Source organism: Ruegeria sp. CDSA246, from assembly GCF_059611225.1.
In genome coordinates this window covers 1-24,341 of the sequence record NZ_JBXWPD010000027.1, presented here as the reverse complement: position 1 = coordinate 24,341, position 24,341 = coordinate 1, and the positions used below count along the sequence as shown (strand labels likewise).

General features: G+C 55.9%; 25 protein-coding genes and 1 tRNA gene. 15 read left to right on the top strand and 11 right to left on the bottom strand.

Features of this window, described 5'->3' with window-relative positions:
• Positions 1-425 precede the first annotated feature (425 nt).
• The 4 genes from AC2FI9_RS21745 to AC2FI9_RS21730 all read left to right on the top strand — a co-directional run bounded on the left by AC2FI9_RS21745 (position 426) and on the right by AC2FI9_RS21730 (position 4,343).
• Positions 426-1,187 (top strand): 5-oxoprolinase subunit B family protein, encoded by a 762-nt coding sequence (locus AC2FI9_RS21745; protein ID WP_496770702.1) that lies wholly within the window; start codon positions 426-428, stop codon positions 1,185-1,187.
• The gene (locus AC2FI9_RS21740) at positions 1,178-2,176 is read left to right on the top strand and encodes a 5-oxoprolinase subunit C family protein (RefSeq protein WP_496770700.1); all 999 of its coding nucleotides are present in this window, start codon (positions 1,178-1,180) and stop codon (positions 2,174-2,176) included. Before AC2FI9_RS21745 ends, AC2FI9_RS21740 begins: the two co-directional genes overlap by 10 nt.
• A 12-nt stretch (positions 2,177-2,188) precedes the next feature.
• Positions 2,189-2,950, top strand: a complete 762-nt coding sequence (locus AC2FI9_RS21735; protein WP_496770699.1) for a LamB/YcsF family protein — start codon at positions 2,189-2,191, stop codon at positions 2,948-2,950.
• 145 nt (positions 2,951-3,095) lie between these two features.
• Positions 3,096-4,343, top strand: coding sequence for a hypothetical protein (locus AC2FI9_RS21730; RefSeq protein WP_496770685.1), 1,248 nt, complete (start codon positions 3,096-3,098; stop codon positions 4,341-4,343).
• Between the two features lie 59 nt (positions 4,344-4,402).
• Here AC2FI9_RS21730 and AC2FI9_RS21725 read toward each other — a convergent pair whose 3' ends face one another.
• Both AC2FI9_RS21725 and AC2FI9_RS21720 read right to left on the bottom strand, forming a co-directional pair.
• A complete protein-coding gene (locus AC2FI9_RS21725) occupies positions 4,403-5,788 on the bottom strand; it encodes a D-alanyl-D-alanine carboxypeptidase family protein (RefSeq protein WP_496770683.1) in 1,386 nt (461 codons plus the stop codon).
• 281 nt (positions 5,789-6,069) lie between these two features.
• Positions 6,070-6,771, bottom strand: a complete 702-nt coding sequence (locus AC2FI9_RS21720) for an HAD family hydrolase (RefSeq protein WP_496770681.1) — start codon at positions 6,769-6,771, stop codon at positions 6,070-6,072.
• A 91-nt stretch (positions 6,772-6,862) separates the two neighbouring features.
• Between AC2FI9_RS21720 and clpS the strand changes: the two genes are divergently transcribed.
• The 4 genes from clpS to hemF are packed head-to-tail and all read left to right on the top strand — an operon-like array spanning position 6,863 to position 9,930.
• Complete coding sequence (gene clpS / locus AC2FI9_RS21715) at positions 6,863-7,204, top strand: ATP-dependent Clp protease adapter ClpS (protein ID WP_496770679.1); 342 nt, start codon at positions 6,863-6,865, stop codon at positions 7,202-7,204.
• A gap of 32 nt (positions 7,205-7,236) precedes the next feature.
• The gene (locus AC2FI9_RS21710; protein ID WP_496770675.1) at positions 7,237-8,202 is read left to right on the top strand and encodes a class I SAM-dependent methyltransferase; all 966 of its coding nucleotides are present in this window, start codon (positions 7,237-7,239) and stop codon (positions 8,200-8,202) included.
• A gap of 37 nt (positions 8,203-8,239) precedes the next feature.
• Positions 8,240-9,040, top strand: a complete 801-nt coding sequence (locus tag AC2FI9_RS21705) for an SDR family NAD(P)-dependent oxidoreductase (RefSeq protein ID WP_496725961.1) — start codon at positions 8,240-8,242, stop codon at positions 9,038-9,040.
• Between the two features lie 5 nt (positions 9,041-9,045).
• Positions 9,046-9,930, top strand: coding sequence for an oxygen-dependent coproporphyrinogen oxidase (gene hemF, locus AC2FI9_RS21700; protein ID WP_496770672.1), 885 nt, complete (start codon positions 9,046-9,048; stop codon positions 9,928-9,930).
• Positions 9,931-9,934: 4 nt separating this feature from the next.
• Here the strand turns inward: hemF and AC2FI9_RS21695 are convergent, their stop codons facing one another.
• Positions 9,935-10,231, bottom strand: coding sequence for a hypothetical protein (locus AC2FI9_RS21695; protein ID WP_496698967.1), 297 nt, complete (start codon positions 10,229-10,231; stop codon positions 9,935-9,937).
• Between the two features lie 294 nt (positions 10,232-10,525).
• Between AC2FI9_RS21695 and AC2FI9_RS21690 the strand changes: the two genes are divergently transcribed.
• Both AC2FI9_RS21690 and AC2FI9_RS21685 read left to right on the top strand, forming a co-directional pair.
• Positions 10,526-11,038: a toxin-activating lysine-acyltransferase gene (locus tag AC2FI9_RS21690; RefSeq protein WP_496770669.1), complete on the top strand. Its 513-nt coding sequence runs from the start codon at positions 10,526-10,528 to the stop codon at positions 11,036-11,038.
• Between the two features lies 1 nt (position 11,039).
• Complete coding sequence (locus AC2FI9_RS21685; RefSeq protein ID WP_496770667.1) at positions 11,040-11,933, top strand: Hint domain-containing protein; 894 nt, start codon at positions 11,040-11,042, stop codon at positions 11,931-11,933.
• Here AC2FI9_RS21685 and modC read toward each other — a convergent pair.
• The 3 genes from modC to modA are packed head-to-tail and all read right to left on the bottom strand — an operon-like array spanning position 11,930 to position 14,494.
• A complete protein-coding gene (gene modC / locus AC2FI9_RS21680; RefSeq protein ID WP_496770665.1) occupies positions 11,930-13,027 on the bottom strand; it encodes a molybdenum ABC transporter ATP-binding protein in 1,098 nt (365 codons plus the stop codon). The two genes, AC2FI9_RS21685 and modC, sit on opposite strands and share 4 nt — an antisense overlap.
• Positions 13,024-13,716, bottom strand: a complete 693-nt coding sequence (modB, locus tag AC2FI9_RS21675; RefSeq protein ID WP_496770663.1) for a molybdate ABC transporter permease subunit — start codon at positions 13,714-13,716, stop codon at positions 13,024-13,026. Before modB ends, modC begins: the two co-directional genes overlap by 4 nt.
• A 4-nt stretch (positions 13,717-13,720) precedes the next feature.
• Positions 13,721-14,494: a molybdate ABC transporter substrate-binding protein gene (modA, locus tag AC2FI9_RS21670; RefSeq protein ID WP_496770704.1), complete on the bottom strand. Its 774-nt coding sequence runs from the start codon at positions 14,492-14,494 to the stop codon at positions 13,721-13,723.
• Between the two features lie 262 nt (positions 14,495-14,756).
• Between modA and AC2FI9_RS21665 the strand changes: the two genes are divergently transcribed.
• A tRNA-Val gene (locus AC2FI9_RS21665) sits at positions 14,757-14,832 on the top strand.
• A 134-nt stretch (positions 14,833-14,966) separates the two neighbouring features.
• Here the strand turns inward: AC2FI9_RS21665 and AC2FI9_RS21660 are convergent.
• The 4 genes from AC2FI9_RS21660 to AC2FI9_RS21645 form a co-directional block, all read right to left on the bottom strand.
• On the bottom strand, positions 14,967-16,817 hold the full coding sequence (locus tag AC2FI9_RS21660; protein ID WP_496770660.1) for an amidohydrolase family protein: 1,851 nt from the start codon (positions 16,815-16,817) through the stop codon (positions 14,967-14,969).
• A 69-nt stretch (positions 16,818-16,886) separates the two neighbouring features.
• A complete protein-coding gene (locus tag AC2FI9_RS21655; protein WP_496770658.1) occupies positions 16,887-18,065 on the bottom strand; it encodes a carbohydrate porin in 1,179 nt (392 codons plus the stop codon).
• The gene (locus AC2FI9_RS21650) at positions 18,062-18,826 is read right to left on the bottom strand and encodes a DUF3299 domain-containing protein (RefSeq protein WP_496770656.1); all 765 of its coding nucleotides are present in this window, start codon (positions 18,824-18,826) and stop codon (positions 18,062-18,064) included. Before AC2FI9_RS21650 ends, AC2FI9_RS21655 begins: the two co-directional genes overlap by 4 nt.
• Before the next feature lie 26 nt (positions 18,827-18,852).
• Positions 18,853-20,271 carry a metal-dependent hydrolase family protein gene (locus AC2FI9_RS21645; RefSeq protein WP_496770653.1) on the bottom strand — a complete coding sequence of 473 codons (1,419 nt, stop codon included), beginning with the start codon at positions 20,269-20,271 and terminating at the stop codon, positions 18,853-18,855.
• A 111-nt stretch (positions 20,272-20,382) separates the two neighbouring features.
• Here AC2FI9_RS21645 and AC2FI9_RS21640 point away from each other — a divergent pair, with 111 nt between their 5' ends.
• The 4 genes from AC2FI9_RS21640 to AC2FI9_RS21625 all read left to right on the top strand — a co-directional run bounded on the left by AC2FI9_RS21640 (position 20,383) and on the right by AC2FI9_RS21625 (position 23,377).
• Entirely contained in the window at positions 20,383-21,393 is a 1,011-nt protein-coding gene (locus AC2FI9_RS21640) for a helix-turn-helix domain-containing protein (protein ID WP_496770651.1), read from the top strand.
• A gap of 349 nt (positions 21,394-21,742) precedes the next feature.
• The gene (locus AC2FI9_RS21635; protein WP_496725948.1) at positions 21,743-22,135 is read left to right on the top strand and encodes a copper resistance CopC family protein; all 393 of its coding nucleotides are present in this window, start codon (positions 21,743-21,745) and stop codon (positions 22,133-22,135) included.
• A 2-nt stretch (positions 22,136-22,137) separates the two neighbouring features.
• On the top strand, positions 22,138-23,004 hold the full coding sequence (locus AC2FI9_RS21630; protein WP_496770649.1) for a CopD family protein: 867 nt from the start codon (positions 22,138-22,140) through the stop codon (positions 23,002-23,004).
• Between the two features lie 184 nt (positions 23,005-23,188).
• Positions 23,189-23,377 (top strand): hypothetical protein, encoded by a 189-nt coding sequence (locus tag AC2FI9_RS21625; protein WP_496725946.1) that lies wholly within the window; start codon positions 23,189-23,191, stop codon positions 23,375-23,377.
• 410 nt (positions 23,378-23,787) lie between these two features.
• Here AC2FI9_RS21625 and AC2FI9_RS21620 read toward each other — a convergent pair.
• Positions 23,788-24,341: helix-turn-helix transcriptional regulator (locus AC2FI9_RS21620; RefSeq protein WP_496770647.1), on the bottom strand; the 554-nt coding region annotated here is incomplete at its 5' end.

Below are 24,341 nucleotides of genomic sequence, written 5' to 3'. Positions count from 1 at the left end.
CGACCCGTCAGCACCGCCTCAGCAGCGCCGGTGAAGGGGGTTCTAAGTATAACCGCATAAGTCCGCAAGCAGAAAATGACGTCCTGGGCGATTTTTTTCCATCTTTCCGCTTAACCTTTATTTATCAATATCTTAAGGCGCACAGCCCGCTCCCTCGAACGGCAATCTCGCCAGTTGAAATACAAGTCGGACCCACACCTGTCCGCGTCGCCAGTAAGCGCACCCCTATATATAGACAGGGCACCCAACCACACCACAAGCCTCAAACGAGTCGGAAGCGATTCAATGAGTCGGAATCGGCCCAAAAAACCGTGCCAGCACTAAATTCAGGTATAGATTCCGCGCGTCTCCACCCACGCCGGGCTTGCGCATTGGCCCGGGATGCTGTGTGGTCGCCTCTGTAAGATGCCCGGGTTAGCCGTGAAATGACCACCAATACAGCCGACATGTTTCCACGCATAAATACCGTAGGCTATGACGGCCTTCTTGTTTCCTTTGCCGATGCCATGGCCGAACCCTCGAACCGGGCGGCGCTGGCCTTTAGGGGCGCAATAGACGCCGCATCCTGGAACGGTGTTGTCGAAACCTCTGCATCGCTTGCATCGGCCTACCTGAGGTTCGATCCCGACAAATTACCTCGCGCTGAAGTCCAAGATAGAGTGCGACACCTACTTGCACAGCAAAATTGGTTTGAGGCACCACTGCCTGCCGGTCGAAAATTGTGGCGGGTCCCGACAGTTTATGGGGGCGAGCTTGCTCCGCAACTGGACGAGGCAGCGGCGGCGGCGGGGCTGGATTCCATGGAAGCCGTTCGACGGCTGAGCGACACAAAGGTACGCGTATTGACCATCGGCTTTGCACCGGGGCAACCGTACCTTGGTCCGCTTGGTCCTGAATTCAATATTCCGCGCCTGAAGGAACTGACGCCCATGGTCCCAGAGGGGGCCTTGGTATTGGCAATTTCCCAATTCGTACTGTTCTCGGGCCCCACTCCGACTGGCTGGCGGCATGTGGGCCAAACCGCATTTCGCTGCTTTCGCCCTGACGCACCGCAGAGCTTTGCGTTGAAGCCAGGGGATGAAATGCAGTTCCTGTCCGTTTCGCGCGACGAACTGGAAACCATCCGCGCCAACAACTCGGACGGCTCAGGCGGGGCCACCTGCGAGGAGATCGCGGGATGGGTCTGATTGTTCATCGCATTGGCCCGGCCTGCACCATACAAGACCAGGGCCGTGTCGGGTATCTGGATCAGGGGCTGTCCCGATCCGGCGCCGCCGACCAACTGGCCCTGCACGAGGGCGCAGCGTTGCTGCGTCAAAGCCCGGGACTTGCCGCTTTGGAAATGGCGGGAATGGGTGGCGAGTTCGAGGCAACGCAATCTCTCGGCATCGCTCTGACAGGTGCTCCGATGCAGGCCAGCATTGATGGCGCACCTGTGGTCTGGAATGCGTCGCACCAGATGGTAACCGGGCAGCGGCTGGTGATTGGTGCTGCGACGCGCGGGACCTATGGCTACCTGCATGTCAGCGGTGGGATCGCGTCCGAAGCCTTTCTGGGATCACGCTCAGCGCATTTGACCGCCAAGATCGGAAGCACCATTCAGACCGGAGATACATTGCCTGTCGCCGACGGATCAGGCGTGACGGGCATGAAGCTTAACCCGGATGATCGCTTCTCGGGTGGCGTTCTACGCGTGATCGCCAGCTTTCAGACCCCCCTGTTCGATCAGGAAACGTTGGACCGCTTTGTGCAAACCGAGTTTCGGCGTGGCAGTCGGGCCAACCGAATGGGGATGCAGTTGGATAGCGAGGGCGAAGGTTTCGCGGCTCAGGGTCAGCTGAACATTCTGTCCGAGGTCATTACCCCCGGTGACATACAGATGACCGGAACAGGCAGCCCCTTTATCCTGTTGCCTGAATGTCAGACCACTGGAGGTTATCCCCGTATCGCGACGGTTCTGCCTTGTGACCTTCCGCGCGCGGCACAAACCCCGGCGGGCGGGCGGATCAAGTTCGAATTCGTGTCACTGGACGAGGCCACAGCCCTGCAAACCGCCCACAATGCCGAACTTGCCCGGCTACCTATGCGAGTCGAACCGCTGGTCCGCGATCCGCATGACATCCCGAACCTCTTGTCCTACCAATTGATCGGCGGAATGATCTCCGCCACCGACTAGGGAGTACCACGTATGCCAAGCGTCGATCTGAATGCCGATATGGGCGAAAGCTTTGGCCCCTGGAATATGGGCGATGATGAAAATCTGCTTAAGATTATCACCTCTGCCAATATCGCTTGTGGCTTTCACGCCGGCGACCCGGATGTGATGGCCAAAACGATGACACTGGCTGCGGAAAACGGCGTCGGGATCGGCGCGCACCCGGGCTTTCCTGACCTGCAGGGATTTGGCCGGCGGAATATGAAAGTTCCCCATGATTCCTTGCGCAATCTGGTTCGTTACCAACTGGGCGCTGCGATCGGCATGGCCAAGGCCGTTGGCACCGAAGTGCGGCACCTGAAACTGCACGGGGCGCTGGCCAACATGTGCTCGGTCGATATCGACATGGCCCGAGCCTGTTATCAGGGCGCGCTGGATGTCGATCCGGACATCATCATCATGGTTTTGGCCGTTACCAAACAAGAAGAAGCCGTGCGCGAACTGGGGTGCAAGTGGGTCGGCGAGATCTTTGCGGACCGGGCCTATAACGACGACGGAACTCTTGTCGACCGCGGCCTGCCCGGCGCGGTTATTCATGACCCCGAAATTGCCGGACCGCGCATCCTGAACATGGTGCGCGAAGGTGCCATCATCACCGAAAGCGGCCAGCGGCTTGAGACATCCATCGACACGATCTGCCTGCATGGCGACGGTCCAACCGCGGTACAAATCGCCCGTTCGGTTCGCACATCCCTGATCGACGGCGGGGTCGATGTGACAAAATTCATGCGGTAGAAAGAAGGGCGTAATCCTGACGATCTATCCTCTGACTGTTGCCTGTATGGAATACAGACCCTAGCATGCCCGACAAGTGCATGTTCTGAATACCACAATTCCAAGCAACGCCATGCCAAACCGGTATAGGCAAGGAGGTTGGCCAATGTCTTTTGATCTGATGAATTACGAACCACGCGGCGACAAAAAGAACTCTGAGTTCTTCCACCAATATCTGCCGATGATCTACGAACGCCGCCAAAGCTCGGGCGTGGCTGATCAGGTCGGGGCGATGCAGGCGATCGTCATTCAGGTCGAACCGGACGCGATGTTCGACACGCTGATCGAGCTTTATGTCATGACACCCTACCGACATACGGCCAGCTATCTGGGTCAGACGCACAAATTTGCGGTCATGCACTCACACACCGATTATCCTGCGATTATCGTCATGGCGCCACTAAGCCCGACCTTCGAAGACTATATCCCGCGCATCAACCGTATGTACCCGCTGGCCCGCAACACCCCCCAGACCCGCTATGTCGGAGAGATTTATGGCGCCACGGACCTCAAGACCCTGACCAAAACGCTTGAAGATCAGAACATCAGGTTTGAGTACAAGGGAGACACCGAAAACCCGTTCTACACTTCGGACGGGTTCAGATTTACGTCTCCGTCCGATTTCACCTGTAACAGAGTTGGCTACTCATCCCTGGATTTCAACGACACCGACAGCCTCGGTTTGGGTGATCGGATATTGCTGAGCAATGACGAACAGGTGCGACTGGATCAGGCGGCGGCGTTCGGGGCAGACAGCAAAATCGCGCCTTTGATGCTGGGGGTCGACCACCTTGCAACACGCATTCTAGCCGGCGAGCGTGAGGACGCCATCCTCGAGTTTCTGACCATGGTGCCCTATTACTTTTGGGGCGCGTACAACATCTTTGAGATGAACTCGTCTACCAATGTGAACCGAAACGCGAATGTGGATGATGACAAGAAATCCCCCGCCAAGGTCTTCACCGCGAACAACACGCCCTCCTTCGTCAATTCCTTTGAACAGCTGCCGATGCCGACTGAGGATTTCGTGCGGAACTTTGGCCGTCGCCTGCACCACATGGCAATCGAGATCCAGGACGGCGACCACGGCGCGGGTGAAAAGAACGTCGATTTTGTGGTCAACACACTCAAGGATGAAGGGGTGCCGTTCCTGGCCCATGTGGTGGGCGAGTGTAAGGATGATCCGAACCTCAAACAGATCTTCTCAAAGCATTCGAAGTATACGCTGTTGATCACTGAGTATATCGAGCGCTGTCACCACTATGACGGGTTCTTTACCAAGGATAACGTTGCCGCCCTGACCGCGGCGGCAGGTCAGGATGAACAATACGAACACGGCCACGTCTTCGACTGACAAAAAAAGGCTGCGAGTTTCCTCGCAGCCCAGATCCATTCAGGAGAGTATGCCGAGCCTTATGACGGCCCGATCATGAAACAAGTGACATTCCGGGCCTGCAACCGGCGACAAGCCAGATCGGCCTGTTCGCGGGTCATGCCCTGGAATGTCGCGTCGAAGCCGCGCGAGCTTTGGTTTACCTTGCGCAGCGTGCCTTCCAGAGTGGTCATTTCCGACAGAGCGGTTTTCAGTAAGATCTTTTCCGCCTCATATCGGGTGGTATAGCGGCCTACGTTCACACCCCATAGCCGCCCGCCCGATGTGGACAGGCGGGTGACGATCTCTTGCTCGGGTTCGGGCTGGGCTGCCGGATCAGTCGAGGCCAGAACCAAATCAGCCGGCCGTGCCGCGGGACGGGTTGAGTCCCCGTCACCAGACGGTTGGATGTCGGCCGCCGCAATCGCCGCGGCGATACCATCCTTGATGCGCGTGCCATTTTTGGCAGCCGTCTCAGCCACGGCGCCAGCAACCTGAACTGCAGCACCCGGTCCGGGGCGCAGAACGGGGCGCAGACTGGATTTTGGCGCGATAGTCAGGGCCGCGACTGTCGCTCCCAATCCTGCGTTTCCGGCATAGGTGGGGCGGGCCGGCTTGCGGATCGGGGCACGCGAGGGGGCTCGGCGGAATCCCATGTCCAGCAACTCAGCCACTTTTGCATTCCGCGATGCGCCGGATTTGCCACCAAAGACAGTTGCGATAATGCGTTCGTCCTTGCGTTTGGCCGATGCAACCAAGTTAAAGCCAGCAGCCCGCGTGTATCCAGTCTTGATCCCATCCGCACCTTTATAGGCCGCCAATAGGCGACGGTTCGTGTTTGGAACTGTCTTGACCCCGGCATGCGTGGATTGGCGCGAGAACAGGTTGTAATACTGCGGATAGTCATAAAGCAGGTGGCGACCCAACGTGGTCATATCCCGCGCGGTCGACAAGTGACCTGATTCCGTCAGGCCATGTGCGTTCTTGAACGTCGTCCTGCTCATACCCATGGCCTTGGCCGTGCGCGTCATGCGACGGGCGAATGCGGCTTCGGATCCACTGATCGCGATGCCAATCGCCGTGGCCGCATCATTGGCGGACTTCACGGCAGCCGCCCTGATCAGATATCGGAACGCTATGGTTTGCCCAGTGCGAAGGCCCAGCTTCGAGGGGGGTTCAGAAGAGGCCTTTTTTGTAATCCGAACGGGCGTGTCCAAGGTTATCTCACCATTCCGCACCGCCTCGAATGCAATGTAGAGTGTCATCATCTTGGTCAGAGAGGCCGGATGCAGTCGGGTGTCAGCATTGCGCGAATGCAAAACCTCGCCTGTCCGGGCGTCGATGACCATCGCCGCATATGGTGCCGCAAATCCCTGCAACGGCGCGAAGGAGAGCAGCCACAAGAATGCTATAAGAAATAAGCCCATCCGGGCCGGAACTGTCCGCCGAACCTGCACGATCTTTGCCTCTGTCTACCTCAGGCCGCCGGGTTTTCCCGGTCAGCGTTAATTATTTTTTATTGCCTACAAGGCTAACACAGAGACCCAATGAAATAAACCGAAAGCGTGCAAATTCGCTGTTTTGTTAAGCGTCCAAACCGGCACTACATGTAGATGCGCGCAGCCCGCAACCTACCACATCCACGCAAATTGAACCCCTTTACGTAATTCCCACCTCGTTTTTTGAAAACTGAGGCCAATTGGCAACATCAACTTAGGCGCTGAACCAGATCAGCAAGTTCGCCCAAGTCCCGCAGTTCGCTATAGCGCGGATTGTCCGCAGGGGTTTCGGCCTTTTCAATCTCCCAGACCAACCCATGGGGCACATAGACGCCCCAACACCCGGCCTGAATTGGGGCGACGACATCGGATCGCATCGAATTGCCCACCATCATTGCAGAATCACAACCCTCACCATGTCGCCCAAAGATTTCACGGTAGGTTTGAGCCGATTTTTCGGACACGATCTCGACCTCGTCGAACAACTCTCCCAGACCGGATTGCGCCAGCTTTCTCTCTTGATCGATCAGATCGCCCTTGGTGATCAGAATCACCCGATGCGTTTCAGACACCGCTTCGATAGCCTCCCGCGCGTGAGGTAACAGCTCGATCGGGTGGGCCAGCATGTCCTGCCCCGCTTCGACCAACTGGCGGATAACCGAGGCTGGAACACGATCCTCGGTCACCTCAATAGCGGTTTCGATCATCGAAAGGGTGAAGCCTTTGATTCCGTAGCCGTAGTGACGGATATTGCGTTTTTCCGCAGCAAGAAGTCGATCCAACAGGTGATCGCGATCAGCGTGATCGGCCAGCAATTCCGTGAAATGCGTCTGCGTCAGTTTAAAAAACCGCTCGTTGTGCCAAAGCGTGTCGTCGGCGTCGAACCCGATTGTGGTCAGCGCTTTTTCCATTTCGATTACGTCCTGCTGGCTCTTTTCTCTGGCCCCATGCACGTTATATAACCGATCAGACAAACCGAAGCCTGAATCGGACAAAGGCGCAATGACTGAACGCAAATGGATGATGTCTGACCAACCGGACAACGACGATGATCCGTCGCTGTTGGTGCAGACGCGCCCAAAGACCAAGCGCCCGCCGTTGTACAAGGTACTGCTGCTGAACGACGACTACACCCCGATGGAATTCGTGGTGCATGTGCTGGAGCGTTTCTTTGGCATGACCCATGCCGAGGCGTTTGAAATCATGTTGATCGTCCACAAAAAAGGCGTCGCCGTGGTTGGCGTGTTCAGCCATGAGATCGCCGAAACCAAAGTGGGCCAGGTCATGGACTTTGCCCGCAGGCACCAGCACCCCCTGCAATGCACAATGGAACGGGAAGAGTAAGGCCGCCTTAGCCTTCTCTCTCATATTTGCCGATGTCCCCTCGTCTTGATCTTGCCCTGCAAAGCGGCCTTGAGCTGTCGCAACCACTCAGTGTGCTTGGACCGACATCCGACAGCGATCTGTCGGCCTTGCCGCGTGAAACGCAGGTGGTGCAGCCATTCAAACCGTTTCACGACCACTTTGCCGGCCAAGGCTTTGCCGCCGTGCCGGAAACCCACGACCCTTGTCAGGATGCCATCGTGATCCTGCCCCGCGCCAAGGCGCTGGCGCGCAGCATGGTGCATCAGGCCTGTCAGCGTGCTAGCGGACTGATTGTCATAGACGGTGCCAAAACCGGCGGTGTCGACAGCCTGCTGAAAGACATCCGCAAACGCGTCGACGTCGAGGGGCCCATCGCCAAGGCACATGGCAAGATATTCTGGTTCCAATCCGCGCCCGAGGCTTTTGCCGACTGGGCCGCCCCGGACAACCAGACAGTCGATGGCTTTCAGACCGCGCCCGGCGTGTTCTCTGCTGATGGGATAGATCCTGCCTCGGCCCTGCTGCTGAATGCATTGCCCGAAAAGCTAGGCGCAAGGATCGCTGATTTGGGCGCTGGCTGGGGGTATCTGTCGGCCGGTGTGCTAAAGACCGCCAATCCGCGCGCGTTACATCTTGTCGAGGCAGACCAGATCGCCCTTACCTGCGCACGCGTCAATTTGGCCAAGACCTGCGCGCAGTTCCACTGGGCCGACGCCGTCACGTGGAACGCGCCGGAACCGTTGGACACGGTGATCATGAACCCTCCGTTCCACACATCGCGCGCCGCCGACCCTGAGCTGGGTCAGGGCTTTATCAAATCCGCAGCTCGAAACCTGACCCGGAGCGGCAATCTGTGGATGGTCGCAAATCGCCACCTGCCCTACGAGGTCACGCTGGCCGAGAATTTCGTACAGGTTCAACAGGTGTCCGGCGACAATCGGTTCAAGGTGTTTCACGCCTCTCGCCCTCGACGGTGATCCCGGTTAACCTCTGCCGCAAATCAGGAGACAACGCATGTCCTTTTCCATAGCCGGCAAGACCGCCATTGTCACAGGCAGCGCCAATGGTGTCGGACTGGCCATCGGGCGCCACTTTGCGGATGCCGGGGCCAATGTCATGTTCGCCGACATGGACGAAAAACGGCTGTCCGACGAACTTGGCGAACAGGCCGATGACAGCAACATCCGTTTTTTCGCCGGCGACCTGCGGGAAAAGCTGACCATCGCGAACCTGCTGTCTGCCACGCTTGATGCGTTTGATCAGGTGGACATTCTGATTAATGGCGCGCGGCAGGTAATCCCGTCTGATCCGCTGGATGCGGACGACGATTCCGTGCGCATGCTGCTCAATCAGAACCTGATGCCTGCGCTGCGCCTAAGCCAGTCGGTCGCCAAACGCATGATAAAACAGGCTGGCGACACTGACGAAGGCCCCGCCGGGTCGATCATCAACCTGTCTTCAATCGCCGCTCGGCGCACCCACCCCGATCTGATGGCCTATTCTGTATCCACCGCCGCGCTGGATCAGATGACACGTTCGCTGGCCGTTGCCCTGGCCCCGAAACGGATCCGCGTTAATTCCATCGCCCTGGGGTCGGTCATGAGCGCCTCGCTCCAGTCCACGCTCAAGGAAAACCGGGATTTTCGCAACGATATCGAGAAACATACGCCCCTGGCCCGGATCGCGGCCCCGAATGAACTGACCGAGACGGCACAGTTCCTGGCCTCGGACGCGGCCGGTTTCATCACCGGACAAATTCTGACAATTGATGGCGGTCGCACCTTGCTGGACCCCGTCGCAGCCCCGGCCCATTAATCCTTATGTTAGATACAGAAAAATCAACCGCCGCTGCGTGGTTTCGTCAATTGCGCGATGACATCGTCGCCGCGTTTGAGGCACTTGAAGACACCCACAGCTCTGGCCCTTTTGCAGACGAAGCACCAGGCCGGTTCGAGGTCAAGGAAACCAAACGCCAATCCGAGGACGGCAGCGATGCGGGCGGCGGGTTGATGTCCGTGATGCGTGGCGGGCGGGTCTTTGAAAAGGTCGGTGTCAATGTCTCGACCGTATACGGCACTTTGGGTGCGCGGGCGCAACAGGCCATGGCGGCGCGCAAGGGAATTCCGGGCATGACCGAAGATCCGCGTTTCTGGGCGTCGGGCATCTCTCTGGTCGCGCATATGCAAAACCCGCATGTACCGGCCGTTCATATGAACACCCGCATGTTCTGGACCCCACACGCATGGTGGTTCGGCGGCGGTTCAGACTTGAATCCCTGCATCGAATACGATGAGGACACAGCGCATTTTCACGCCACCCAAAAAGCGCATCTGGATCCGCATAGCCCCAGCCATTACCCCCGCCTGAAAGACTGGGCGGATGAGTATTTCTATATCCCTCACCGCAAGCGCGCCCGCGGCGTGGGTGGGATATTCATGGATGACTATTGCACCGGAGACTGGGCCGCCGATTTCGCGTTGACCCAGGATATCGGTCGCGCGTTCCTGCCAGCTTTCCTGCCGTTGGTGGAAAAGCGCCGAGTCCAGGGGTTTGATGAGACAGCCAAAGACACGCAACTGGTGCATCGGGGCCTTTATGCCGAATACAACCTCGTCTACGACCGGGGCACAAAATTCGGGCTGGAAACCGGCCATGACCCGGATGCGGTGCTGATGAGCCTTCCGCCAATGGCAAAATGGACCTGATAGATTAGCGGAACCCAAAATCCAGGAAGTTGTCAAAGCAATAGCCCTGCGCGGACCCCGCCGACATGTTCTCACCCACACGTTTTACGGTAATCGAATATCCCGGCGTGGTATCGACCCCATCGGGTGGGGTAAGTGAAAACTGCACCGTGCGCACGCCCTTTTCGTAGGCGCGGACAATGTAGATACGCTGAGTTGCTTTGGTTCTCAGGCTGCGAATAGCAAAGTCGCCTATCCCGCACCAATACGCGACCGGGGCGGAAGACCCGCTGACGGCGACCTCATATACACCGTTGTTCATAGGCGTGACTGTGGTTTTGAAACCTGGGTAAGCGCCGATTCCGATCCCAATTCCCTGTGCAAATAAAGGCGACACCGCAAATGTTGCCAGGGCCGCTATTTTCAAAACTCGCATAATGGCAATTCCTGTTTCGAAACAATTATTCAAGATCATACCGGACACGTGGTCCGAGTAAAGCGGCGCCATTTTCGGGATTTTGTCCGACAGGATCCCGACACGGCACATACAGGCAAAACAGTATCATTTTGGATCTTAAGCAAATAGGATCAAGGCATATATTGTCTGGGGTTAGTTTTGAGCAAAGCGTTTCCAAATGACTGGTTTGATATCCCGTCCGAAAAATACGCGGATTTCGGCGCCATGTTCTATCTTGCATCGCTGACCAATACACACAGACCGCGCACCCTTGGACAGGTGCTTTATGCCTTTGAAACGCCTTTTCGGTTGAACCAGTACCACATTTTCCGGCAGAACGGTTTCCCGCGCGGGTTTGTGACTTTCGCAGGCCTCAGCCGCGAAGCCGAGCGTCGGTATGCCATTCAGGAAAAGCCACTGAAGGATACGGATTTTGCCAGCGGCACGCCCTTCTGGATCGTCGACCTCGTGGCCCCATTTGGACAGACCAACCAGATCGTCGACATTTTGAAGAAGGAAATCCCCCACCCCCGGGTCCGAACCAATCGGATGGACAGCGACCTGACCCGAAATCGCATCGTGGAATGGACCCGAGACGACGCGGGGGAGGTACACATGAAGCTTTACCGGAAGAAAGAATTTCGTGAGGTCCTGAAAATGGAGAGGTCTTGAAATGGTATCGATCGTAGGGACAACAACTGGCTTTGTGACCGGAGATCCCCCTAATCAGGCCAGTGGCGATCTTGGCTTGACCGGCTTTCCCCGGACGCAATCCAGGTCGATCTCTGATCAGCCATCACTGGGCGTGGCCTCCATTAACCCAAATACCGGCGAATGGACCTACACGGTCAATCAAAGCGATTTTGACGATATCCCGTTCGGGACTACGGTCACTGATACCTTCACGGTACGGGTCACCGGATTGGACTTTTTCTTCCAGCCATATGACCTGACCCAAGAGATCACCATCACCCTTGAAGGCGTGTGCTTTACTGCAGGCACCTTGATCCTGGCTGAAAAAGGCAATCAACAGATAGAAACCCTGAGTGTTGGCGACAAGGTGATGACCGTAGATCGCGGGCTGCGACCGATCCGGTGGGTGGAAAGCAGCGCCTTATCGCCGGACCGATTACGTGACAATCCGGCCATGCGCCCGGTTCGGATCAAGGCCGGCAGCCTTGGCGCAGGACAGCCCGAACGCGATCTGCTGGTATCACAGCAGCACCGCATTCTGGTCAGCGGACCAAAGGTCGAGCTTTTGTTTGGCACGCCCGACGCGCTGGTTGCGGCCAAGCACCTTTGTTCCTGGCCAGGTATCGCGATTGACACCTCGGATGACCCGGTCGAATATTTTCACATCCTGCTGGATAACCACGAAATACTGACAGCCGAGGGCGCACTGGCTGAAAGCCTCTATCTCGGCGAGGAATCCCTGTACACACTGTCCTCGGACGCATTGCAGGAGCTCGCTGCCATTTTCCCCGACACAGCCACGCCGAATAGGATGGGCTTCGGCCGGGCAGCCCGCCTGATCCTGCGAGAATTCGAAGCCCGCGCGCTGGCTTAGACCCCGCGCAAGTGCCCGCCCACGTCCTGCGGTGCCAGTGCGACCGTTTTGATGACCGCAAAACAGGGTTTGCCCGGTTCCAGCCCCAACGCTTCGACTGAGCGGCGGGTGACGCGGGCCAATACAGAACCCGCGGGCGTTTTTACGGACACAATCGCACCCGGCCCCTCGCCCGCGCGGATCGTGTCGACTGCTCCTTCCAGAACATTTAAGGCCGAAAGACCCTCGGGGCGTTTGCTGGACAGAATAACCTCTTGCGCGGGAATGCGGATGCGCAGTTCTTCCGCAATTTGCAGGGGTATCCGGGGCAGAAACAAGGGCGACCCGCCTGCGTCCAACTCGGTCAGCCCGTCCGAATGATGTTTGACGACCCGAACCTGCAACACTGCACCGACGGCCCGCACACCAGCCGGTGCGACTGACGGATCGGCCAATACTTCGGAGGCGGGTCCATGCCGTAAGACCTTACCCTCTTGCAGAGCGACAACCGATGTCGCCAAGCGCGCAACTTCTGCAGCCGAGTGTGTGACGTACAGAATCGGCACCGAAACCTCATCCCGCAGCCGTTCGAAGTAAGGCAGGATCTCGGCCTTTCGTGCGTCGTCGAGAGCCGCTAGAGGTTCATCTGCCAGGATCAGGCGCGGACTGGCCAGAAGGGCGCGCCCAATGGCAACACGCTGTTTTTCCCCACCGGACAACCCCGCAGGGCGCCGGTTCAACAGGTGCCCGATCCCCAGCATTTCGATCACTTTGTCCGGGCTTTCGCGGCGCGCGCTCTTGGGTGCAAACCATTTCCCATAGAATAGATTCTGGCGCACGGTGAGATGTGGAAAAAGACGGCCTTCCTGAAAAATGTACCCCAGCCGTCTTTTGTGCGGCGGCAACCAGAGGCCTTGCGCGGTGTCGAACAACTCCCACTCGTCTACAGCAACCCGACCGGCCATGGGTTTCACCAAACCGGCGACTGCATTTACAATGGTTGTCTTTCCAGACCCGGACCGCCCAAACAGAACCGTCACACCGGGTGGCGCATCAAAACTCAGATCCAGCTTGAGGTCGGGTAGATCGTGCTGCAGGCGAACAGACAGGCTCATGATCCGGCCACCCGTGCAGCGACACGCCGCCCAATGAACTCGGACAACAGCAGCGCGCTCATGGCAACCACGATCGAAATAACCACCAAACGGGTGGCCGCTGCTTCGCCGCCCGGGACTTGCAGAAAGGCATAGACCGCCGACGGCAGGGTTTGCGTCTGGCCGGGGATATTCGACACAAAGGTAATCGTGGCCCCGAACTCTCCCATCGCTTTGGCAAAGGCCAGTATTGCCCCGGCGATTACGCCGGGCAGGATCATCGGAAGGGTCACCGTTACAAATACAAACAGGCGCGATGCACCTAGTGTCGCCCCGGCCTGTTCCAGTTTGGGGTCCACAGCTTCGATCGACAGGCGTATGGCCCGCACCATCAGCGGAAATGCCATAATACCCGCGGCAAGGGCAGCCCCGGTCCAACGAAACGCCACGACAATTCCGATCTCTGCCAGCAACTTGCCCAGCGGCCCCTGAATTCCAAAGGCCAGAAGAAGCAGATAGCCGGTCACCACCGGTGGCAAGATCAAGGGTAGATGCACCAGCCCATTCAAGACCTGCCGACCCGGAAACCGCCAACGGGCCAGCGCGTAGGCAACGAATATGCCCAACGGCAATGTCACCAACGTTGCCCAAAACGAAACGCGCAGCGACAGTTTCAGTGCCTCAAGCTCTGCAGGTCCCAACCACCCCATGCCGCTATCCGTTCGGCAGGGTGAAACCCTGCTTTTCAAACACGGCCCGCGCGGCCTGAGATTGCAGGTACTTCAGAAACACCTGCGCGCCGTCTGCACCTGCTGTCGTCACTGCTGCAGGGTAGATGATGGGCGGATGCAGGCCAGGCGAAAACTCGGCGATGACCCGAACTCGTCCCTCGACCTGCGCATCGGATCGGTAGACGATCCCCATAGGGGCCGCACCAGTGGCAACCAGTGCAAGGGCTGCACGCACATTATCCGTTTGCGCGACCTGAGCCTGAACACCCTGCCACAGCCCCAAGCTCTCCAACGCCGCCTTTCCGTAGATCCCTGCCGGCACGGCATCAACCAGCGCCATGGCCAGGTATCCACCATCCAGTGCGGAGGCCAAAGCGACTCCGGGCCGCATTTCGCCAATGTCAGCCCCTTCGTCCCCAGCGACCAGAACCAGGCCATTGCCCAGCAGATCTACACGCGTAGTGGGGTCAATCAGGCCCTGTTCTTGCAGCACATTCATCCAGTCCACATTAGCGGAAATGAACAGATCTGCCGGGGCACCCAATTGAATTTGGCGCGCAAGAACGGACGACGCCGCGTAAGAGACGGTTACGCCCTGCCCAGTTTCTTGCTCAAAATCAGATGCCACCTCATCAAGCGCAGTTTTGAGGCTGGCCGCTGCAAACACCAAAATCCCCTCGGCCCCTGCGCGGAGCGGGGCCAGCGTCAAAGCGCCCAGAACCAGGGCCGCGATCAGAACTCGGCGCGCGTGGGACAGGATCGGTTTTCTCCCGCCTGGAAAGTTGCAGTTCCTTTGGGGATATCTGAGGCGGCAGGTGACACGCAAGCGCCTTTGCAATCACCCACGAGGCAGAACGCAAAACGACAGGCCCCACACAATCGAAACGACCCCACAACAAAAGGCACGGCGAATTTCCCGCCGGATTGAATTACCAGTGGCGAACAAATCAGATTATGGGAAAGAAAAACTGCCGGACCCTCTTGCACCCGGGCGCAGGCTTGGCTACATGCACCGTCACGGGTGATTAGCTCAGTTGGTAGAGCGCTTCGTTTACACCGAAGATGTCGGGAGTTCGAGTCTCTCATCACCCACCAATTCATCCGTGCAATGCATCAAGGACTTATGCGACTAGCGCTTATTGCTGTGCCGCCCGTGGAACTGTGTTCGCTGCGCATCGTCTCTGCATTCTGGTAGGTAGTTTGCTCTGTGTTTCTCTATTAGCTCGAGTTTATTGCCCCCCAGCTTTAGACAACATAGCCTTCGCATAATCACGTTTTGCTGTTGCGCGGTCCTCGAAGCGAGCATGCACGACGCAAAAGAATAAGTTGCTGTCATCTAGACCGTTGCGAGGTGTAAACCAATCAAAGGGGTTGGTCGGCTCGACCGACGCAAACTGATTAGTCGGTGGCGCGACAGGTGTTAAATTGGCTTCACTGTTCGTGATATCTTCGAGCAATGTTGGACGTGCAGTGCCGGTATCCGGTGTGAGAATACCCATGATCTGCTCGCGACCAGCCGGAACGAAACGCCCGCTCTCCTCGACTGGAAACCGGATCGGCTGTCCGGCATAAACATCCCGTTGAACTTCACTTTTCTTAACAACAATAGTTCCGTTAACGAGCACGTAAGGAATACCCTCTGACGGAAGACCTTGCTGACCGAGCGTATAATTCGCCTTTTCGGTCACTGATACCGGATCGAAAATCGTGATGTCCGCGACCATGCCTTCTTGCATACGCCCACGCACCTGCATTGCGCGCAACCCTGTGTCACCCAATCGTTTCGCATGGATGTAACTTAACTGAGTGAGTGTGAGCATTAGCGGCACATTCGCTTCACGTGCCAGTCTCAAAACAAGCGCGTGGCTGCCTGCTGACCGAGGATGCCCAGCATAGTCTTCGTAGGGGGCATCCCAACTCATCAGATTGCCATCGATATCTAGCCCGGCCATACCGTCGCCCGAAATGCCATAGCCCGCGATAGTGATCCAATCGTTTAGCCATTGCTCTCTTGGAGGGCTAAAAACAATGGCCGTCCGTCCCGGCTCATTCTCAGCGAAACTCAAGAATTCGTCTTTTGTCACAAAGCGATCAAGTTGGGGGTCAAAGATGGTGTCTTCGTATTTGTACCCCATCGAGCCTTCCCAGTTTTCGGGGGCGATAATCGAGGCTCCGTAGTTTCCCGACCCGGCTGTCCAAGGATAGTAACTAGACCAGACGTTGTAGCCTTGGTCGCGGGCCATCTGGAGCTTTTCCTGATTTTCCCACCAGCCATAGTCATTGTCATGGTGTATATGGAGCGGTGCGCCAAGCACCATCGCGTTGACCAAGATTTCATTTACACCCGTCTGTGTTTCTGTCGGCGTCGAAGCACTCGGATGAAATCGGTGATGGACGGAGGTCAATCTACCGTAACGCGCCGCAGCCCGCTGCGCTTCGAACATCTCATAGGTTGTAATACCTTCGCGGGCGTAGCCGATGGTCGACCCCACTCCGAGGGCCCCTAGACGTAGTCCCTCATCCAGCTGGGCAGTGATTTCGTTCATCTGCTCACGGTTGCTTGGAACAGAAGACCACCCCTCGACGCCATCTTCCACGGATTGTGCCCTCAGTGCGAAGAAGTTCCGGAAGTCTATATCCCCACCTTCAAGCACGAGGCCGTCATGAACCCGCATCCGTGCGAATTCTTGCCCAACGACCGTACCATAGTTTGCCTGTGTTGCGCCTTCGCGCGCACTATACCATTCGTCGATGTTCGCTGCCCCAACCTCAAAATCCATTTGAGTCGTAACGCCATCACGAAGGTTTACCTTGATACCCCAAGGGTCCAGCCCATGCTGCTCGAGATCGATAAACCCGGGGGCAACAACGTGCCCTGTCGCGTCGATGGACTCGCTACCATTAATTTCTTCGTCAGTAATTGCAGTGATCCAGCCGTTGCTTATTCCCACGTTAGCGATCTGATCGAACCCGGTTTCCGGGTCCACTACCCGTCCGTTAAGAATGACAAGGTCGTAAGTTTGCGCGACGCACAATGTCGAACACACAGACAACGTACCAGCCAGAAACAAGGTACGCATGGATAGATCCTCCCTTTTATTTACAAAACTGAATGTATCGTTGTTATTGGCGTCTGCTTTCGACCCAAATTAGAATACGATCCGGGTTCTTAGGCCGAACAGCGTAATGCTGTCCTGAGTGGGGTTTTGCAGCGGGTTAGAAATGAACTGCAGTGACGGCGTCATTTGCAATCCGGGTGAGATTGAAAAACGGTAGAACGCTTCCAGAGTGAACTGATCGCCATCTATGCCTCTTGCCTCGGCCCAGTTCAGGCCCAGCCCGGCCAAATCGGTATTGCGACCGTAGTAACCGAGACCGGCAGAAACGGACCGATCATAGAGTGCTGCTGTCCCTTTTGAGGCCCCTGCCCGGAAGAACGGCATCCATTTATTGCCAACAAACCATGCCGCCGAAAACGCAGCGCCGTAGTCTTCTGGACGGCTACCATCGTCAGCCGCATCCGCATGCCAAAGGGTCAGATGAATATTGTCGAAGTAGATGCGATCAAAGCCGGAGGTGTAACCAAGTTCAAGTGATTTGAAGAGATTGCCATCGCTAAATACATCAAAGTTTGGATCAGACGGGTCGGCGTTTGCGTCCGAGACGCTCGCAACAGCATAAATATTTTCGCTAAGTTTTACGCCACCAGCAATGCCAAGGCCTTGATTGGGCGTGTTAATTGTCGGATTGGTATTGAAAGACAGGTTTTGGAAACCGCTGTAGGGGCTTACCAACCCATAGATATCCACAAAGTCCGTTACATCAATCTGCCCGACTTGCAGCGTCCACGAGCCGTTCGCGGCCCTTTGGGTCCAAAACAGGTTGGTCAGCAGCAAACCATTATCGTTGAAGGCTGTCCCTGTGATCGAAAGGGCTCCACCATCCAGACCAAGAAACTGCGGGGCAACATCAGTATAGCCGTGCCGGTCTTCGATCTTGAATGTCAGGGAACCGCGTTCAGTTGCCTGCCAACTACCGTAAAGGCGCGCAATTCCGCTGGCCGCTTCGCTGGCACCCAGATCAGCATTCGTAGTTTGGCCCAATGCCAAGTAATCAATGTTGAAACGAAACCCACCTTCAGCCAGCCGGTCTTTCCACTGAAACCAACCCGGTGCGATGTTGCGTGGAAAATCCGAACGATACTGCGGATCGGTCAGCCCATCTCCGGGGTCGAGGTCAGCTTCGACCGAAGATGGCCCGGATAGTCCCTGAGCCGACGCTGCGCCAGCAAAAGCAATGCTCAATGCGGCAACCAGAAGACTTATCATTTTGACGCCTGTGCCCCACCGGTCTTGCGATTTCCTGCCGCGCGGATGCGATCAGCAGCACGCTGCTTCCATTCCAACCTGTCTGCCTCGGTTTCCAGAGTTTCGACACGTTCCGCCTCTAGCTGGAAAGTCGCATTCATAGGCATGAGGCCATCCACAACCATCATATTATGAACGGAAGGATCGATAGTCAGCGTGCCTGTCAGCCGAACGGGTTCGTGGAAATAGCTAGGCGCCCAGTCCCCGTTCAACCGCACACGGATCATCTGGTTAGGCGGAGGTGGAGGCATGTGGCTGCACATCCCTCTTTCTGGCACCAAATACGCCACAGGCCGGCCGTCCGGATCGCTTGGAGCAGGAATGGCAAAGCCCGCGAGTGTGATTGTTCTGCCGTCGAATTGCGGGTTTCCGCTCGTTCCAGCCTTTCTTCGACGTTCAGTCACAACCTCGCGCTGATCGAGTAACCAGTCGACGTCAATTCCGTCTGACACCAAGGCGTCTTCGGTCTCTGCTAAAAGCAATTGCCATTTCTGCCGTTCTTCGGCGCTGCCAACCTCCTGCTGCAACCTGCCGCGTATACGCACAACGAAAAGAACATCGTCGAACTGTTCGGGGCTGAGTTCACGATAGGGGTCATCAAAGACCTGCGCAGACGGATCTGGCAGATCTGCCCAGTCCAACGCGGTTCCTGGCGTCGCCATGACAGGATGACCACACCAGACCAACCCTGCGAATACTAAGGAGCGGAACCAATGGTGCATAAATACTCTCCGGCTGTTGAGACAGGTCAATCCAGTGTGTTTTTGTAGATGACGCCGTCCTTCATGATCAGTCGGATCGTATCTGGGCTTTCAGGCCTCGGGTCGGCACCGAACCACTGATCACCCGTGCCAACAACCGAGAAGTCTTCAAGTGGGTTACCGTCGATCAGCAGGATGTCCGCATAGGCTCCTTCCTCAATCACACCCAGATTGCCCTCGGGATAGGGGTTCATGAATGGTCCGGACAAAGCGGCGATTTCACCGCCAGTAGATGTCATTGCGACCAACGAGGCGTGAGAGCCAAAGAACTCATTATTGAGATGTTTTTCATAGGCAATTTGAATATTGCAGGCGGCTACAGAACCTACGCAATCCGTGTGAAACCCTCTTTTAGCTGGGCACTCATTCATGTTTTTTATGTAGTCGCCAAAAGCCTGCGTAGCTGACTGTGCCTTTCGTAAGCTGGCTGGGACATCTCGAATGGCAGGAATATCGAAGAGATTTGGATCAAATGCGGTGAGATTGGTCGTGATGTAGGCTCCTTTCTCTTCCATCAGCGCTGATATTTCACAATCAAACATGAACCCGTGTTCAATTGATCGCACACCAGCATTCAGTGCCGCCATGATCGTTTCCTTGCGGTAGGAATGGGCCATGACGTAGCTTTCGTATTCGTTGGCAACCTGCACGGCCGCTTCTAACTCTGCCGTCGATCCTGCCAATAACTGCCACGGGTCAAACACTGAAACTACACCGCCTGATTGCATGTACTTCAGTTGTGTTGCTCCCATCCGGAAGTTGTTACGAGCAAACTTGTACATGTCAGAGACGCTGTCGACTTCTTGGGCCATATTCAGACGGCTGAAGTTCGAAGACTGGCCAACAGGCGCCGTAAAGTTGGCGAAATCAGCATGGCCACCACGCGTACTTAGAAAAGCAGCCGCAGGGTAGAAACGCGGCCCGGCAATGGTCCCGGTGTCGATTGCGCGGCGAAGACCTCCATTAGCGCCACCTGCATCTCTTACGGTGGTAAAGCCTTGCATTAAGTACATCTCAGCCATTTGAGTGCCGTGAATCGCGAGGTCTTCCCAAGTGCTGTTGGCTTCCATTGCGGGCAACGTGGGTCCTGGCAGCATCAGGTGTGCGTGATTTTCGATGAAGCCGGGGGTCAGTGTCCTCCCTTCTCCGTCAATGACCGTAGCGTCGGGGGCATCGATTGCGTCGGTTGATACGGCCTTAATCAGATTGCCCTCGACCAATACGCTGGCATTCTCGATGCGCTGTTCACTCACTCCATCGAAGATGTGCACGTTGGTAAACAACGTTTGGGGTTCTTCTTGATCCTGAGCCTGCGCGGACGCTGAAAAAGCAAGTCCTGCCGCGACAATTGCCGTCGAGCAAAGAGACATTCGTAAGCCGGACATAAGTACTCCCTTCATATTCATGTTTTGCCAACTATAGTCTGGAATTCATTGGCTCGGTTGCCCCTTTTGAATTAGGATGTACGAATGTGACTGCAAAAATGGCCACTTCTTAAAGCTAATCCAACAAGGGTTATGAGCTTGCCTTTCAACTCCACCTCCCGAGAGCATAGCGAGGGCTTTGTTCGCCTCTCTTTAGCCGCTCCCTTTCTGCAATATCTCACCGAACGTAAGATCAATCCGCAACCAGCATTGGATCAGGTCGGCTTGAAAGCTGAACTGATGACTAACCCATCCGTGTTCGTTCACTCCGAGTTGGTTTACGGCTTGGTAAATGCTTTCTCAGAAGTATCAGGGGATCGATACCTAGGACTGAATGTAGGGGAAGCGTTTGACCTACAAGGATGGCCGCCCTTCGCTCAAGCCTTGCAATCTACAAAAACGCTGTTCGAGTTTTTTACCCGCTTTGTTGAGCTCGTGCCGCAGGAGTCCAATTCTGTGCGGCACAGCCTTGTCATCGAAGCAGACAAAGCGACTTATCGTATCGAGAGGCAACAGGAGCCAACTGTCCCACCCATTCAGGTGACCGGTTTTGGTGCCGCAATCTATGTACGCCTATTGCAGACCGTCGTCGGAGAGTCCTGGGACTCTTCCCGTGTGCGATGGGAAAGCAGATACATCAATGGGCTGCCTATCGACTACAAAGGGATCGAGGTTGGCCTTGGGACTGATCCCGGAATGCAAATTAGTTTTCCTGTGGAATGGTTGTTTTTGCACCACGTCTCTGAGGGTTCTGCCAAGCCCATAGCATCACTTCGACAAGATGAAGAAGTAACCGTGGTGGCAGCTTTGCGATCTGTCTTACACGACAAACTGGATGAAACCGATTTGGGACCAGAGATGGTGGCTGGAATGCTGGGGCTACAACCGGAACGGTTTCTGAAGGCGCTTCAGCAACAAGGCACAACGTTACCCCGCGAAATCAAACGGTTGCGTGTCGATGTCGCCAAAGAGCACCTCAAAGAAGGCCAGATGACAATTGCGGAGATTGGTCTGATGCTCGGCTATTCCGACAAGTCCCATTTCACTCGCTTTTTCCGAGGTCAGACCGGAATGACACCGACCAAGTTCCGCCTCGGTGTATAGTCACGTTGCAAATACTTGGGCTGCTTTTTCACTACATAACAAGTGCAAGCCGACAAGAATTTGCAACACACTTTTTGGAGCCAGTATCTAAGGATAACAGAGGGACAATTGCCCCCATAGCCCTGCCGCGGTGCATGCCGCGCTGCGCCTCCGCTGCACCAACTCTTTGTTTTAGTTCGATCAGCGACAAACCTGATCTCAACAAGTTGTCATATGATCTTGATGTGCCCAGAAGACCGTGTGACCATCAAGCCACTGACAACACGAAACATCTCTCGAAGATAGCGCTGTTTGCGGCAGTGAAATACAGCACCATGTTGCACGTGCGGAATAGGGTAACCGCTGAGAAGTGGACGATGAGAAAGACAACGTTCCAACGGAATATATTGAGGACAGCACCATGAAAAAGATCATAACGTTCGCACTTGTCGCTGCTCTTCCCAGCGGCGTACTGGCGCATTCCAAGGTCGAAGAAACAACCCCTGCCGACGGAGCCACAATAACCGCTGTGCCCGCTGAAATTGGCCTCAACTTCTCTAAGGACATCCGGCTGACACGGATAGAATTGGCACATCAAGAACATTCCGCGGCAAGCCTAGAATTGGGCGACCAGAAAAGTTTTGGTCAGGAGTTCAAGATCCCACTGCCGAGCAATGGAACGGGCACCTATGTCATTGAATGGCGCGGTCTTGGTGAAGACGGTCATGCGATGCAGGGCGAGTTCTCCTTTACCGTGGAATGAGCATGCCAGACATTTGGGGCATTGCGGCAATCCTCGCAAAGCTAGGGCTCTACATCGGCTTTGCGGGCTCCACCGGGCTTATGATAGTTAGCTGCCTCTATTCCGGCTTTGTCGCACCGATAAACCTTGTGATGAAACGCCAAGCAAGGGCCTTAGCTTGCCTTGCTCTCGCCGCAACTGTAGTTGTCTTCATGCTTCGTGGGGCCGCCTTAACGGGCGGAGTTGACGGCATGGTCGACCCGGAAATGCTTGGATTACTTTGGCAGACCCCCGTGGGCGACGTACTAGTTTACCGGCTTGTCGGTGCAGCATTGATCCTTGTGGGATTGTCTATTCCTCGATTTGGCCACTGGATCGTACTCGTGGGTGGTACATTGGCTTTGTGGTCCTTTGCGCAGATAGGGCACGTGCCGGAACTAAAGAGTGTCGGTGTTCAACTCTTGCTCCTATTGCACCTGCTTTGTGTGGCCTTCTGGGTGGGCATCTTTAGCCCGCTAAGGAATATGGCCCTAATGCCTGAACACCTGACCAATGCTGCTGAATTAGGGCATAGGTTTGGGCAAGCTGCTACATTGGTTGTACCGGTATTAATCGTGGCAGGTTTCTGGATGGCTTGGTTGCTTGTTGGCAATCTCCAAGGGCTCTTGCTCACCGGCCACGGGCAGGCATTGTTGTTCAAGGTGTTCCTTGTGGCGCTGCTGATGATCCTCGCCGCTGCAAACAAGCTCCGATTTGTTCCGGCTATGCAGGGTGGAGAGGCAAAGGCAGCGCAACGCCTAGCCCGATCCATCGAAGTCGAGGCAATAATCGTATTAGTTGTGCTGGCGACAACGACGACACTCACGAGCGTGCTAACGCTTCCGAGTTAAGGTAGGGAGAGATGAACAAACACCTGTGCGCGCTGGCTGTATACAGCATTGGCACCAACGTCGCTACAGATCATGAGTTGACAGACAGAGACCTAACGAATGGGCTGGAACTCTACGCAGTGCACTGTGCTTCATGCCATGAAGTTAATCTAGAAGGCTACGACACTGCCGCGAGGTGTTCCTAATGCTCGACAACTTCGAAACACCAGCCAACGCAGCCGAGGGTGCTCAGGACGATGCACAGTCTGAAGACTTCCTATGCAGCGCGACACAGGTAATGACTGCTAACAAATCACTAGACCTGACCTACTACTATCACACGATGTACGACCGCACTGTGCACATGGTTGATCTCAAACAAATTGACTTCTAAGCGGTGGGTGACGCGATGATAGTCTTGCCTATAAGTGGCAATCGCGAACCCCCAATCGTCGACATGACATCGACCAATTAATCAGATGCGCACTTGAGCCACGGAAACAATAGAGTGGAAACGTGGCCCTAGACCTCAGCCCAAATGTACTAGTTGCTCATATGCAAGTGTGACACACTATAAACCGCCACACTACAATCATGTTCACTATCAGTGCATCAGTCGCTCGACGGTGATTCCTCTAGGCTCCACCAAATCCTGACGGATAATCCGCTACCCGTAGTTCTTCCTTTTTCGCAGAAGAAATATCCTTTGTGGCCGAACCGGACCTTAGTTCAAAATACGGATAAGGTCAGCTGCGCCCATGTTAGTCAATGCTACGCGTTCGACGGACAACCGCTTTGCCGATCCTACTGCAATTCGCTGTAGGGGCAGACATCTTCTTCAAACGGAACGTAGCGGCGGGAAAAATTGCTACCTTCTACGGCTGCCGGACGGCTAATCCTATCCATCCGGAAATGCCGAAAGTCCTCCCGCTGTGGGTCCCAGCCAACGAGGTACCACAAAGGGGGCAGAATCAGCATTGCCTGTGGCTCCACTTTACGGTGGGTCTGCCGTCCTTTTGCATCGCGATACGCAAAGGAGATGAGCTGGCGCCCAAGGAATGCCGTTTCAAAAGCAGGTAGCAACTCAGCATCCATTTTGCCCATGCCCGAAAGGTCTTGCTGCGGGGACAATTGACCAATGTGTAAGCAGTCCAAGAAAGCGCGCAGGTCGCGCACTTTGTCTGCGGGCAGGGCCTTTTCGATCTTGGCTAGTCCGGCATCTGCCAGTTCCGAGAAAGGAAGGTTTCCCGCCGCCCGCATGGCTGCCACGCTGATGAGCAGTGCAAAGACCTCTGGCACCGATAGCTTGGCTGTTGTCTGCATGGATTGCGGATCAAGCTGCAAGCCGCCACCGCGCC